The organism is Clostridium transplantifaecale (genome assembly GCF_900626075.1).
Classification (GTDB): Bacteria; Bacillota; Clostridia; order Lachnospirales; family Lachnospiraceae; genus Otoolea; species Otoolea transplantifaecalis.
Window position 1 is genome coordinate 48076 of the sequence record NZ_UYZY01000008.1, and the last position, 13964, is coordinate 62039.

Genomic DNA, 13964 nt, shown 5'->3' on the forward strand with positions numbered 1-13964 from the left:
TCATTTCCACGCGTGCTGATGCATGCCCCTCTCATCAGGCTACCGTCAGTAAACCAAAAAAGCATTTTCTCCATGATCTTCAAACCGATCATACAGAAAATGCTTTTTCTCATCCTGCAGCTTCCTTTAATGATTATTCCAGGCAACTGCGCTTGATAACAGTTCCTTAAACTGGGCCTATCTTCCGGCAAGGCAGTCCGCCAGCGCCCCCAGGGACGTAATCTGCTTGTCCAGTCCCAGTTCTTCGACGATGTCGCAGACAAAGGGCCTTTTTAACATACTTTCATTCAACAATTCCCCATCCCCGAATATCTGTCCGGGATCCGCCGCTCTCAGAAGGTTTTTATGGGCCATGACAAAGACGGTTTCAAAATTATTGACTACGAATTCCATGTCGTGGGTGATCGTAATCATTGTTTTCCCTTTTTTCTTCAGTACCTCCATCATGTTTTCAAGCGTTCTGATTCCGTGAAGGTCCTGCCCCGCAGTCGGTTCGTCCAGAATGACGATATCCGTATCCATCGCAAGAACCGACGCGATTGTGACAAACTTCCGGATGGACAGCGGCAGGTTATAAGGATTTTCTTCAAGCTCCCCGGAAAGGCCCACAAGCTCCGCCGCAAACTTTACCAGTTCCTCCGTCTTCCCGGCATCGTAGCCCAGGACGCCGGGGCCGAAACGGATTTCCGCTCCCACCGTATTGTGGAAAATCTGATCATCCGGGTTCTGGAACACGTAACCGGCTTTTCTGGACAGCTTCGCCGCCGTAAAATCCCTGGTGTCCATACCGTCCACAAGGACGGTTCCCTCCGTCGGTTTCAAAAGGCCGTTCATCATCTTGACCGTCGTCGTCTTTCCTGCACCGTTCTGCCCTACTATTGCTATATTCTGCCCTTTATCTATCGCGAAGTCCACGTGCTCAATGGCCGTAAACCCATTCGGGTACGAAAAGCTGACATTTTTAAATTCTATCAGAGCCATAGCCGCTTCCTCCTTATTCCCGCACCAGCGTTTTCAAAAATTCCATCATCTGTTTCCTGCTTATGAAGTATTCCGTTTCAATACCGCGTTTCTTAAGTTCCTCCGAAAGAAGGACGGACGGAGGCATGTCAATCCCATGATCCTTTAACGTAATGTCCGACAGTACTTTCTCCTTCGGACCACTCGTCAGCAGCCTGCCGTTTTCCAGGGCGATGACTTCGTCCGCATATTCCGCAATCAGTTCGATTTTATGCTCCACGAGAATGATGGTCTTTCCCATTTCCTTCATCCGGCTGATTATGTCGAATACCCTCTCCGTCTCCTGCGGATCGAGCTGGGAGGTGGGTTCATCGATGACCATGATATCCGGCTCCAGCACAATCACCGAAGCCAGGGCCACTCTCTGCTGCTGTCCGCCCGACAGCTCGAACGGATTCTTGTCGGCAAAGGCCGCCGTATTCGTCATCTCCAGCACACGGTCCACTCTTTTTCTTATCTCGTCCGGAGCCACCCCGAACTTTTCCAGACCGTAGGCAATCTCCTCGTATACATTATCACGCGCCCCTGTTATCTGGTTAAACGGATTCTGGAAAATGTAACCCATCTTCGGCGCCAGCTCCGCCAGGGAAAACTCACTTAGGTTCTTTCCCTGCAGTTTCACTTCCCCTTTTATGTCCCCCTGGAAAAACTGAGGGATAAATCCCCTGATAATATTGCAGAGCGTCGTTTTTCCGCTTCCGTTGGCGCCCAGAATGGCGTAGAATTTCCCTTTATCAAAAGAGAGCGTTACATCCTCAATGCTGGGTTTGTCCGCCAGCGGATAAGTATAGGTTACATTCTGAAGGTCTATATAAGCCATAATGCGATCCTCCCTGCAATCCCGATGACCAGTACAGCATGCATAAGGAGCACCACTTTCCTGTCAAGAGGGGTTTCAAATATGTCGTAAAGATGCGTTGCCTTTGTCTCGATGGAGAACCCTCTGGCTTCCAGCGTCAGGGCTCTCTCCTCCATCCCCTGGATCGAGCTGAGGACAAGTGGGACAAGGGTCGGGATAAATACCTTGGCCCTGGTGATGAAATTTCCTTCCGTCTCCACACCTCTGGCCCTCTGGGCGTTCATAATCACCTGTGAACGTTTTTTCATGACAGGCACCATCTGAAGCGTGGACAAAATGACATAGGAGGCCTTGGAGCTCAGTCCCTTTTTCTCGAGCGTCAGCACAAAATCGCGTTCCGTTGTCACCGCAAAATACCAGATCAGCGCGCCGCCCACACAGAGAAGCGTGAAGCCCAGCCTGAGGGCGAAGAACAATCCCTCCTTCTTGGCGCTGAATATCCAGAAGGTAAACAGGATATCGCTCTCATTCGGATAGAAAAACAACTGAATCAGCAAAAGGATGATAAACAGGATGCCCACGGAGTTTCTGACCCGCTTTGCAAAGATTCCCCAAACGCCGCTGCATGCCGCCAGTATATTAATCAGGATAAAAACACCTATTTTTGAAACGAATCCCGGCAAAAGCAGGGCCAGAACCGCCATCACAACCGCTATGTAAAATTTAGTGAGCGGATAGAGAGCCGCTATTTTATTTTTCTTAGATTCGGACGCCTGCATACTTTTCACCTTTCCTTATTTCTTTTCTACAAAGTTGTTGCCAAAACGGAATTTCGTCAGGGAACGGGCCGGGATTGCCTTGATAATTACATAGGCAACAAACACGGATAATACCTTTCCGATTGTTTCCGTCACAATGTATACGGAGAGTACGGACTGCATGATTTTCTTTCCCGTCGCCATGAGTCCCGCCGCCAGCATGGAAGCGCCGCCACCCGTGGCTCCGCCGAAGAAGAATACCGTGATGGGGGTTGCAATAATCGTGGCAACCACTGCGATAACGAGGCCGGACACCACCAGTTTCCAGATTTTATTCATCATGTTGTATTTGGAAAGAAGACCTGCCGCAATACCGATTGCAAATGCACAGATTGCGTACGGGATCAGATCCGGGCTGAAAATGCCGTTAATCAGGTTGGTCAGAACACCGGTCACTGCCGCCGGAAGCGGCCCTGCCAAAGCGCCTACCAGAATTACGCCTATCATATCGAGATCCAGCGGCAGCTTTAAGATAGATGTCATCTGTCCCCCCACTATGTTAATTGCGATTGCGATCGGGATCAGTAAGATTACCATTAATGAAAAGTCTTTTCCCATTTTTTCTTTCATGCTCATTTGTATTTCCTCCTCTTTTTATGCACTTTCGTACTGCATCTTTGTTCTGCCTTTGTGGCTTGGCTGCATTTGTGGCTTGACTACGTTTGTCACTGCCCTGTGACTGCATTTATGGCTGCCTCGTGAATGCTTTTGTACTACATTTAAAGCTTCCTTCGCCTCTGGAGTTACCACGCGTTTATATAAATTTTATAGACTCCCGAGATAGGCGAGTATCTCCTCCTCATGCTCCTTAAACACCGTTGTCAGGAACAGTCTGTAAAACCGGTTTACATCCACGCTGTCGGCGTAGAGGGCATTGCAGGTTCCATGATTCCAGTGGCCGTCTATGTCCACAACCGACTGCCCCCTGGAAATGCCTTCTGTCGCAACATCGATGAATGCGGGTTTTACCGTTATAACGTCCGGATCGATGAGATAGGCCGCCGTCAGCACGTCGTGCATCGGGGACACCGGTTTTCTTCTCGTAAGCCAGTTTTCATCCAGCCCGGACTGGGTGATATGATAAAGGAAACGCGAAAGGTCCGTCCCGAATATCCGCAGAAGCTCTCTTGTTCCGGCATCCAGTGCAATTCTGTTTGTCACATCCAGGCCAATCATCACCCGTTCCTTAAATCCCGCCCGGAAAATGACGGCCGCTGCCTCCGGATCGGCCCAGAAATTATATTCCGCCACCGGACTCATATTCCCCGTGTATTTGGCTCCTCCCATGATGATGAGGCGTTTTACATTTTCCGCAAACCGCGGCTCATTTATGACTGCCCTTGCAAGATTGGTGCACGGGCCGATTGCCAGGATGGTAAGCTCCCCCGGAGCTTCCCGCACCGCTCTGAGCAGATAGTCCACCGCATGTTCGGATTCCGGTTTTTTATCCGTCACGACCGTATGGGCATAACCTCCCAGGCCGTCGTCTCCAAAGGCGTCCACCGTCTCCGGACGCTCCCGGTTTAAGGCCGTATCGGAACCTCTATAGAGAGGAATGTCCTCCCTGCCGCACAGTGACAGGATTTTCAGTCCATTATCCGTCGTGTTCTCAATGTTCCCGTTGCCCGTCACGGAGCAGACGGCCCTCACGTCCAGCGTCGGGTGGCTCAGCGCCAAGATAATGGCAAGGGCATCATCCACACCGGGATCGCAGTCTATAATGACCGGAATTTTTTTCTCCATTTTAATCTTCTCCTTTCTGTTCTTCCATCACTTCCGCCAGAGTCGGGATCGAACTTTGCGCACCTTTTCTCGTGACCGCTATGGCCGAAACCTTTCCGGCAAATAAAAGCGCCTCTTCCAGGTTTTCCTCCCGTTTTTCCCCGTCCGGCTCATAGGCCGCCAGAAATCCCGCGGTGAAACTGTCTCCGGCCGCCGTTGTATCCACCGCATTTACCTTCCTTGCCGGAAATTCCTTTACCAGCTTTTCGGTAACCAGCACGCAGCCCTTTTCCCCGAGGGTGACGATCACGGCCCCCACTCCCTTTTTCAGCAGACTCTTTGCCGCCAGGATAATCTCTTTCCCGGTGGAAACCTCCATTCCGGTCAGGATTTTAAGCTCCGTCTCGTTGGGTTTCATGATATCCACTGAGGCAAACAGCTCGTCCGGCAAATCCGGTCTTGCGGGAGCCGGATCGAGATACACCAGCTTTCCCTTCTTCCGAGCCACCTGTGCCGTATGGACAACCGTGGGGACAGGAACCTCCAACTGTATGACCACGGCGTCGCAGCGGTCAATCCGCTCCTCATTTTCATCCACCCGGGCCTCCGTCAAATCCTGATTGGCCCCCTGAATCACGGTAATGCTGTTTTCCCCCGCCTCATTGACGAATACAAATGCCTGGCCGCTCTCACGGTTTTCCACACGGCAGATTCCTTCGGTCCCCACACCGGCCTTTTCCAGGTTGCCAACCAGCTTATCCCCGAAAATATCGGTTCCGACCGCTCCTATCATCTGTACTTTTTTCCCCAGGCGGCTGACCGCGTAAGCCTGATTCGCGCCCTTTCCCCCGGGAATCAGGGATACCTTTTTTCCAAGGATTGTTTCCCCTTTTTCCGGCATCTCTTTCACTTCAACCGCAAAGTCCATATTCAGACTTCCCACTACCACAATCTGTTCCATTGAACCACCTGTCTTTCGTTATTCCTCCATGATGTATACTCTTTTGGGCCGGTGTTATGAGCCGGGCCTATTTTCCTTCGGAGGGAAACTGGGCATATACCACGTCGCGGTACATATCCACGCCTCCCCGGTCCGGCATGGCGGACTGCACTCCCTTTCTCGTGATGCTGAGCCCCGCACAGTATGTCGCAAAGCCGATTGCATGGACCAGGGAAACGCCTTCGCTTAAGTAGACCGCCAGGGCGCTTATAAACGCGTCGGCTCCTCCCGTCGTATCCACCGGCTGGAAATCCGCCGCTGGAAAATACCGGGAACATTCCTCGTTTTTCAGATAACACCCGTCTTTTCCAAGAGTGATAATCACGTTTTTTGCCCCCAGCTTCCAGAGGCGGTCCGCCTTCCGCTCCATCGAATCATTGCCCGGGATAAGCTGTTCCAGTTCTTTCCTGTTAGGAACAAAATAGGTGATTCCGTCGATAAACTGCCTGTCCAGCACGTCGACTCCGGAAGGTTTTAAAATGATGTCGATTCCTTTCCGTTTGCAGAGAGCCACCGCATAACTGGCCGCCTCGGTCGGAATCTCCAGGGACAGAAGACAGTATTTCGCCTCGTCGAACAGGTCCTCGCTTTTTTGTATCTGTACCCCGTTCAGTTTCTGGTTGGCTCCCGGGTATATCACGATGGTGCTCTCCCCCCGGTTAAAATCAGATACATTGATGTAGGCTTTTCCGGTGGGCGACAGTCCGTCGAACAGAATTCCGTTTGTGTGGACCTTGTTTGTAACGAGGGCATTGTAAATCTCTTTGCCTTCCCTGTCGTTTCCAAGGCAGCCGACCAAATAAACTTTTCCCCCGAGCTTGCTGGCGCCTACCGCCTGGTTGGCTCCCTTTCCTCCCGGCAGGAGCAGGGCATCATCCGCAATTAGCGTTTCCCCATCTGCAGGGATATGGGGGACGGAGATGGTGACATCCATATTCATACTGCCGACCACCACCAGCTTTTGTCCCCGGCTCTGCGCCGCCGGAAGCGAGATGCTCTCCCTCTCCCTGATTGTAAAGGGAATCACGGCCGGCGGCTTCTTATACTCCTCTTTCGTCTCAATCAGCTCTACCAGCTCGCTGACCGCCGCCTTCCCAAAGGTGGGAAGCATGCAGGCAACCGAGGTGACCGGCGGGTTTAACAGCTCCAGATAGGTGGAATCCTGTCCGCAGAGGACGGAAACATCATCCGGTATCAGTACGCCCAGCTCCTGGAATCTCTGATAGAGATAGATGGCATTTTCCACACTCCCGCAGAAAACAGCGGTGCAGTTGTTGGAAAACCAGCTCTTAAACTTCTCTTTCCCGTCCCCGTCCGTCTTGTCCCAACGGAAAATCCGGCCCGCCTCATAGGGAATCCCTGCCTCATAAAGCGCCCTCTTATAGCCTTCCTCCATCCCGGTGCCTGCCGAAAAGATACATCCGATGTTGACATGCTCCTTTTGCAGCAGATACTGGGAGGCCTCATATCCGATAGAACTCTCGTCGTAAATAACGGCTGAGGTTCCCTCCATATCTCCCACATCGGCCCCCAGAATTACGCAGGGTTTATCCGCCAGCCCAATCTGCTCTATCAGCCCTTTTCTGTCCCTGAAGTTTCCAATCAGAAGGAAACCGTCTACGTTCCGGCTTCCCATCACCTTCATCTGGCGCTCCTCATGTTTCTTCACTCCGTCCAGCGTATAGACGACAATGCTGTATCCGCTCTTGGACGCCTGCTTCTCAATCACTCCCAGGATCGGCGTATATTCCGTATCCCCCTCTGCGATGAGTACACTGATCAAATGGCTTTTTCCCGACATGTTCTTTCTTATTTTGGAATAGGGAACGTACTGATATTCCCTCACCACCTCAAGTACCCGCTTTCGCGTCTTTGCACTGATATCCTGGTCTTTCCCGTTTATCACCTTTGAAACGGTCGAGACCGAAACTTCCGCAATTGACGCAATATCTCTGATATTAATATGACACACCTCCCGGACCCCTCGAACCTGAACTATATTTCCGAAACGTATTTCATGTCTTAAACGTAATTGTTTTCACAATTTTCGTCAAACCGTTTCGGAAGTTTCATGATTACTACAGGATATACAGATTTGTTTTTGTATGGATTGCACAAAGAATTGAAATTAATCAGATGTATCAGGAAATGCACGAAACATGTTTCGGAAATATCGTATAGTATGGAACAAAGGAAAATTTTGTATGCGTAACTTTTTATTGCCGTTCAACGAAAAGCGGCTTTACACAGACAGTCAGGGGAAAAATGTTTCGTGACTATCTTCGTAAAGCCGTATCCATATTTTAGTTTCCATATTATTTAATTTAATGCCGATTCCGGTTTCACTTTGCAATACAACCTTTCAGGACACCGTCAAGTTCTTGGAAACTGCGCTCTGGGGACTTTTCCTCCGGCCCCGTAATTTTCCGCTAATTCTGAAAAGAGCTTCCCGGCCGTCGCCGGAAAGCTCTTTCTTTACTTACACCAGTATCCCATAGCCCTTGTAAATACGACCATTCGTCCTCTTACCGCCCACTATTGGACCACCGTCACAGAATCACTCAACACTTCAAAGTTAGAGATGGGGTTCTCTGTGCAGATTACTTCCCGAAGCCCCTTCAGACCGGAGAGCGGCGATATATCCGTCACGTAATTATCCGAAAAATCAATCGATTTAAGCGCCTCCGTTGATGACGCAAATTCCAGATCCGTCAATTCATTCTCTTTAATACTTAATGCATTCAATCCTTTAAATTTACCCAGGAAAGACAGATGATCCGTGAGATTCACATCATCCCAGTTTACAGAGTAGATTCCGCCCCCTCCTCTGACCGACACATTTTTATACAGTTTGATATGATCGATCTTCAGTTGTTCAAGGCTTGTATTATCCCGGATGTTATCAAAATTAATCTCACACTCCATCCCGCTGATGTTTAAAGACTTAAGCGTCGTCATGTTAAAAATCCCGGATATATCCTCATAAGTTTTTGTCCCGCTCAGGTTCAGGTTCTCAAGTGCTGGAAGTCTTGTGATAAAACGGTAGTCCCGTTCCATCTGGCCGAACGAGGTGCAGTTTAAGGTAGTTAGCTTCCCCAGGCCCTCAAAATCCGACGGATTATTTATCCTGCAGCCGTCCAGCGTCATTGTCCTAAGCTCCGGCATGTTCCGCAGAAAAGCGGTATTCTCAAAACTGTCCAGATACAGCTCCTCCATGGCCGAAAGCGCACTCAGATCCGGTTCCGGGCAGCCGTATGGCAGCTCCAGCTTCAATTTTTTAAGATTTGTCAGTCCGGATATCGCAGACATATCTTTTAACTCGTCGCAGCGTTCTATGGTCAGACTCTCCAACCCCGTGCAGTTTTTAAGCGGATCCAGATTCAGGAATGTCCCATAGCTTAAGTTCAGTTCCTTTAGTCCCTCCATCCCCGACACAAAGCTGAAATCTTTTAACTTCTTTGAACTAATCGTCACCCTCTCCAGCCATGGCATCATGCCGAAAACGGAAAAATCCATCCCCTCGTCATACAGATCGACCGAAAGGGATTTCAATGTTTTGACAGCAACCAGCTTCTTCGGCTCCTCAATCTGATCGCAGTTCAGACTCAGAATCTCCAGGTTCGGAAACTTTTCGGCTCCGTTAATACTCACCTTGTCTCCCGATATGCCGATTTCCCGCATGGAATCCGTATCACCGATCAGTCCTGCCACACCGTCCAGACTGTCAAAGTATCCGCTGATCCCTTCAAGCTGCAGACCCGCAATTTCCTCCGATGTAAGTCCGCGGTTGGTTTTCAGTTTCTTTACCCCCGTAAACTTCGGCAAGCTGGATAAATTCATATTTACATAGTTGTCTCTGGGAAAGCTGACCCAGGTAAACTCCGGCTCAGAAACTCCCATTTCCCAATCGGCGGCTCCGTCACCGGAACCGGAATACGGATTATGAAAACTGTACCCAATCTGCTCAAAATCGGCTGTGGTTCTGAATTCCAGCCACTGAATCTTTGCCAGCTGTTCATCGGTGATTAACTCCGCAGGCTGCCCATATACCTGTTCCGCAAATGCGGCAAGAATTCCCTCCAGCTTAATATCATCTACCTCTGTTTTGCCAATTACTGCCGCACTTCCGTTGACGGCATCCTCTGACAGTTCACTATTTACTTTCGCCTCATGGTCCATCTTATAGCGCCGGTAAACGGCAGGACCTCTCATCACGCCCAGTATAACAAAAAACAGCGCTATGAGCGCGGCTCCGCGTTTCCAGCCGTATGGTTCCCATCCTGTTTTTTTCTTTTCATGTGTCTTGACCGGTTGATACTTAATCGGCTCCGGTATCTTTTTCAGAGAAGGATTTCCCTCTCCCGCAGCCCCATTTCCCCCTGCCGTATCCCATTCAATCAAATACCTGGTTCCACAATATTCACATATGGCATAGTTAGGGTTTTCCGGATCAACAATCATCGTTCCCTGACAAGCGGAACATCTTAATTCTGTAATTTTCACGATTTTCCTGCTCCTGTAACCTCATTATGTAATGCAATGACTTCATCTATATCACGTGCGGCATCATATTGTTTGTTCTCATACATAAAATGGTGATCATGAATGACGGACGGATTCCGTTTGACAACCGCCTGTACAATCTCCACTGCGTCTTTTTCCTTAATCGAAGTGTTGAGAAACACCATCTTCTTATCGTTGGAATAAGCCATAAACGCCCGGTCATAACCGCCGTCCTGGCACCGGAACTTATTTGTATAAAAACAGGCCACCAAGTCCTCCATGCGTGCCATGGAAGCTCCTATCCCCGGCATCTTGATATAATGCTTCGTTATAAAACCCATCTTCTTTAAACTGTTGGTATCTTTCTGTTTTTCAAAGCTGAACAGAATAGTTCCTGGCTCCCTGAACTCCTGATCTGCTTTCAGAATCTCTGCTTCCGGAAGTCCCGTCTCTTTTTCATACTTTTTCAGCCATTTGTCATCCCGTGTCTTCTGCAGCCTAACGCCGCCTAAAACGAGCAGGATCCCTGGAATCACAAAGGCCCCGGCAAACATCAGAATCTGTACCATCTCCATCTCAAGAGTCATTTGAAATACAGCTCCCAGCAATATGCCGATGCCTACCAGCATGCCCCCCGCAGCAGCCAGCCCTTTTCCAAGTCCGGCCACACTGTACATAAATTTCAGCACACTTCCGTCTTTCGACATTTTCTTTTTCATTTTCTCATCCGGCTCAAATACCATTTTCCCTGATTCCCTTCTTAGTCAGTGTAGTGAGTGAAACTATATTCATATTATCATGATATGAGGGGATATACAATTAGGTTTTGGGGACTGATTTTACTATTTTTATTAAATAATTACCAATATTGCAAAAGCACTATCAACTTCCCTTTTATGTATGGTCCCACCTTTGAAAGAATATCAGTCAGTAATAAAACTGGATATATTTACATAATACCAATATTTGGATGAAATGGTATATATCATCTAATGGGGGCGGATTGTACCTCTGCAAAAAAAATGATATAATACTCTATCCTTATTTTTGTTAAGGGGCTGCTGCGGGTAATGCTCATTTTCTTTTATTAATCGAATTTGAGGTATCCCTATTTGCTGCACCGCAATAAAATATAAAGATAAGACCATGAAAAGGAGGCTTGTAGGTATATGCTTAATCCTATCGTTATTGTTGCGTAAGCAAAGCTATCGCAACAAATAAAAAGTGAATACGTGTTGCAGATAGTCTTTGCTGTTCCTGTAAAAAACATTATTTAGGAGCACGAGAATGAGTTATAAGAAAGCAACACACGTTCTGCCACAAGAATTATTGCTAAAGGTTCAAGAGTACATTGATGGAGAATTTCTCTATATACCCAGAGTCGCAGATAATAAAAAGAGCTGGGGAGACACGACCTCAACCCGTCAAGAGCTACAGGACAGAAACAGACAAATTTATGCAGATTATCTTGCAGGGACAAATATGGAAACTTTAGCAGAGAAATATTATCTGTCTTTGAAAAGTATTCAACGGATTGTCGGGCAGTTAAAAAATAATAATTGAAAAGCGGCTGATATGGCTTACTCAAAACCATATCAGCCGCTTTCTCATATTTATCTCATAAGAGATCATTAGGTTGGGTTTGATAAGGTGTAATGCTAAAATCTTCTTATCAAAACAAAGGAGGTCCTTTATGAAAAAAAGCTGTGAAAATCCACCTTTTTCTTTGGAGTAATAAAGCAAAGACGGAGGTGTGTATGAAAAAAATTACATGGGAAGTGCAATATCATTCTTTGTCGGCGGTGTTTAAACATTGTAAAAAATGTGGAAAAAAATCTCAATTTTTTTGTTCGGAAAAATTCCGCGTGAATGCCCAACGGCGGGCATTGGACGTTTGGCTGATATATAATTGCTCGGATTGTAATACTACATGGAACGCTAGAGTGTATTCCCACATTTCCCCTCAATCTATAAATCCGGTACAATTAGAGGGCTTTCACACAAACAATCAAGCTCTCGTAGAGGAATATGCAATGGATAGTGATTTCCTTTATAGAAATGGCGTTGATGAAGTTGAAATCCCTCCATACTCGATTCTTGGTGATGACTTTCTTTTGAGTGAAAATGTAGAACTTGAAATTAAGAGTCAATATCCGTTTCCGGTAAAAGTTTCTTCATTGGTGAAACAAAAATTACATTTATCGCATGCGGAATATTTACACCTAATTGAAAACAAAAATATAAAAAGTATTCCGGAACAGGATTTAAGGAAATGTAAATTAAAGAACAATATGATACTTGTTTTTCAATCAGAATAGCAGGACATCAACTGCCATAATCTTTTACGAAGAGTCGGATATGAGTGTCTGCAAGCTGCTGTGTCTGGTATTCTATGTTGAACGGCGTATATGACAAAACCGCTACAAGCCCTGTGAAATCAAGGTTTGTAGCGGCTTTGTCTTCTATTCGAATTCGATCGTTGCCGGCGGTTTCCCCGTACAATCATACAACACTCTGTTAACCCCTTTTACCTCATTCACAATCCTGCTTGTAACCTTCCCAAGCACTTCCCAGGGAAGTTCAGCGGATTCAGCGGTCATGAAATCGGAAGTCAGCACGGCTCTTAAGGCAATAGCGTAATCATAAGTTCTCTCGTCACCCATGCAGCCTACGGATCTCATATTGGTAATAGCGGCGAAATACTGGCCTAAATCGCCTGCGATTCCTGCCTTATCAATCTCCTCGCGGTAAATCGCATCGGCATCCTGGACGATTTTCACCTTCTCAGGTGTCACATCGCCGATGATGCGGACGCCAAGTCCCGGACCCGGGAACGGCTGGCGGAATACAAGCCTCTCGGGAATGCCAAGCTCCAGGCCCGCCTTTCTCACCTCATCCTTGAACAGCATGCGCAGCGGCTCAATGATCTCTTTAAAATCAACATGTTCGGGAAGGCCGCCTACATTGTGGTGGGACTTGATAACGGCTGATTTTCCAAGGCCGGACTCGATCACATCGGGATAAATGGTTCCCTGAACCAGGAAATCAACCTTTCCAATCTTCTTCGCCTCTTCCTCAAATACACGGATAAATTCTTCTCCGATAATCTTACGTTTCTGCTCCGGATCCGACACTCCGGCCAGTTTCTCATAGAAACGTTCCTGGGCGTTGACGCGTACGAAGTTCAAATCATACTGTCCTTCCGGTCCGAATATAGCCTCAACTTCATCTCCCTCGTTTTTGCGGAGCAGACCGTGATCTACAAATACGCAGGTCAACTGTTTGCCGATTGCCTTTGCCATCATAACAGCGGCCACCGATGAGTCCACGCCGCCCGACAGGGCGCAAAGCGCACGGCCGTTTCCAACCTTTTCGCGAATCTCGCCGATTGTACGCTCTACAAATGCATCCATCTTCCATTCGCCAGCACACTTGCAGACATTGTATACAAAGTTGGAAAGCATCTTTGTGCCTTCCTGTGTATGCATTACTTCCGGATGGAACTGGACGGCATACCAGTTGTTTTCTTCACACTCCATGGCTGCAACCGGGCAGACCGGAGTCGTACATGTTATTTTGAAACCTTCCGGCGCTTTCTCTATATAATCCGTATGGCTCATCCAGCAGATCGTCTTCGCGGAAACTCCTTCAAAGAGTTTTGAGGCCGTATCCACAGCCACCTCTGTCTTGCCGTACTCACTGACAGGGGCGGTTGCCACCTTGCCTCCAAGTAAATGTGCGGTAAGCTGTGCGCCATAGCAAATTCCTAAAATCGGAATACCCAGTTCAAAAATTTCCTTTGGACATGTTGCAGAGTCTTCCCCATACACGCTGTTTGGTCCGCCTGTGAAAATAATTCCTTTCGGATTCATTTCCTTAATCTTTTCCAGCGGCATATTGTATGAATGTACTTCACAATACACGTTGCATTCTCTGACTCTTCTGGCAATCAGCTGGTTATACTGTCCGCCAAAGTCCAATACGATAATCATCTCTTTTTCCACGAGTATTCCTCCTAATAATTTTCCGTTGGTGATTTTCCCCTGATACTTGTAATACTTTACAATGTTATTATTGGCATAAGAACTATAATTTATAAATT

Annotated in this window: 12 protein-coding genes; 2 read left to right on the forward strand and 10 right to left on the reverse strand. The window is 47.7% G+C overall.

The features are described from left to right. Positions 1 to 177: 177 nt before the first annotated feature. From EJL91_RS22635 to EJL91_RS22675, 9 genes are all read right to left on the reverse strand, one after another. Positions 178 to 981, reverse strand: a complete 804-nt coding sequence (locus EJL91_RS22635) for an energy-coupling factor ABC transporter ATP-binding protein (protein WP_125144244.1) — start codon at positions 979 to 981, stop codon at positions 178 to 180. 13 nt (positions 982 to 994) lie between these two features. Beyond that, positions 995 to 1840, reverse strand: coding sequence for an energy-coupling factor ABC transporter ATP-binding protein (locus EJL91_RS22640; RefSeq protein WP_125144245.1), 846 nt, complete (start codon positions 1838 to 1840; stop codon positions 995 to 997). After that, on the reverse strand, positions 1828 to 2598 hold the full coding sequence (locus tag EJL91_RS22645) for an energy-coupling factor transporter transmembrane component T (protein WP_125144246.1): 771 nt from the start codon (positions 2596 to 2598) through the stop codon (positions 1828 to 1830). The genes EJL91_RS22640 and EJL91_RS22645 overlap by 13 nt, the downstream gene beginning before the upstream one ends. Before the next feature lie 15 nt (positions 2599 to 2613). Beyond that, complete coding sequence (locus tag EJL91_RS22650; RefSeq protein WP_243125536.1) at positions 2614 to 3213, reverse strand: ECF transporter S component; 600 nt, start codon at positions 3211 to 3213, stop codon at positions 2614 to 2616. 189 nt (positions 3214 to 3402) lie between these two features. Then, on the reverse strand, positions 3403 to 4380 hold the full coding sequence (locus tag EJL91_RS22655; protein ID WP_125144247.1) for a nucleoside hydrolase: 978 nt from the start codon (positions 4378 to 4380) through the stop codon (positions 3403 to 3405). Between the two features lies 1 nt (position 4381). Then, entirely contained in the window at positions 4382 to 5320 is a 939-nt protein-coding gene (rbsK, locus tag EJL91_RS22660; RefSeq protein ID WP_125144248.1) for a ribokinase, read from the reverse strand. A 67-nt stretch (positions 5321 to 5387) separates the two neighbouring features. Then, positions 5388 to 7331, reverse strand: a complete 1944-nt coding sequence (locus EJL91_RS22665; protein ID WP_125144249.1) for a PfkB family carbohydrate kinase — start codon at positions 7329 to 7331, stop codon at positions 5388 to 5390. 563 nt (positions 7332 to 7894) lie between these two features. Next, entirely contained in the window at positions 7895 to 9862 is a 1968-nt protein-coding gene (locus EJL91_RS22670) for a leucine-rich repeat domain-containing protein (RefSeq protein WP_125144250.1), read from the reverse strand. Beyond that, entirely contained in the window at positions 9859 to 10581 is a 723-nt protein-coding gene (locus EJL91_RS22675; protein ID WP_125144251.1) for a hypothetical protein, read from the reverse strand. The genes EJL91_RS22670 and EJL91_RS22675 overlap by 4 nt, the downstream gene beginning before the upstream one ends. A 568-nt stretch (positions 10582 to 11149) precedes the next feature. Here EJL91_RS22675 and EJL91_RS22680 point away from each other — a divergent pair. Next, entirely contained in the window at positions 11150 to 11425 is a 276-nt protein-coding gene (locus EJL91_RS22680; RefSeq protein ID WP_125144252.1) for a CD3324 family protein, read from the forward strand. A gap of 194 nt (positions 11426 to 11619) precedes the next feature. Continuing rightward, on the forward strand, positions 11620 to 12180 hold the full coding sequence (locus tag EJL91_RS22685) for a DUF1062 domain-containing protein (protein WP_125144253.1): 561 nt from the start codon (positions 11620 to 11622) through the stop codon (positions 12178 to 12180). A gap of 144 nt (positions 12181 to 12324) precedes the next feature. Here EJL91_RS22685 and guaA read toward each other — a convergent pair whose 3' ends face one another. After that, entirely contained in the window at positions 12325 to 13866 is a 1542-nt protein-coding gene (guaA, locus tag EJL91_RS22690; protein ID WP_125144254.1) for a glutamine-hydrolyzing GMP synthase, read from the reverse strand. Positions 13867 to 13964: the final 98 nt, after the last annotated feature.

Excerpts from the sequence above, each read along its gene's own strand:
- EJL91_RS22650 (WP_243125536.1), bottom strand. The coding sequence starts at position 3,213 with ATGAGCATGAAAGAAAAAATGGGAAAAGACTTTTCATTAATGGTAATC.
- rbsK (WP_125144248.1), bottom strand. The coding sequence starts at position 5,320 with ATGGAACAGATTGTGGTAGTGGGAAGTCTGAATATGGACTTTGCGGTT.
- EJL91_RS22635 (WP_125144244.1), bottom strand. The coding sequence starts at position 981 with ATGGCTCTGATAGAATTTAAAAATGTCAGCTTTTCGTACCCGAATGGG.
- EJL91_RS22645 (WP_125144246.1), bottom strand. The coding sequence starts at position 2,598 with ATGCAGGCGTCCGAATCTAAGAAAAATAAAATAGCGGCTCTCTATCCG.
- EJL91_RS22655 (WP_125144247.1), bottom strand. The coding sequence starts at position 4,380 with ATGGAGAAAAAAATTCCGGTCATTATAGACTGCGATCCCGGTGTGGAT.
- EJL91_RS22675 (WP_125144251.1), bottom strand. The coding sequence starts at position 10,581 with ATGAAAAAGAAAATGTCGAAAGACGGAAGTGTGCTGAAATTTATGTAC.
- EJL91_RS22680 (WP_125144252.1), top strand. The coding sequence starts at position 11,150 with ATGAGTTATAAGAAAGCAACACACGTTCTGCCACAAGAATTATTGCTA.
- EJL91_RS22640 (WP_125144245.1), bottom strand. The coding sequence starts at position 1,840 with ATGGCTTATATAGACCTTCAGAATGTAACCTATACTTATCCGCTGGCG.
- EJL91_RS22685 (WP_125144253.1), top strand. The coding sequence starts at position 11,620 with ATGAAAAAAATTACATGGGAAGTGCAATATCATTCTTTGTCGGCGGTG.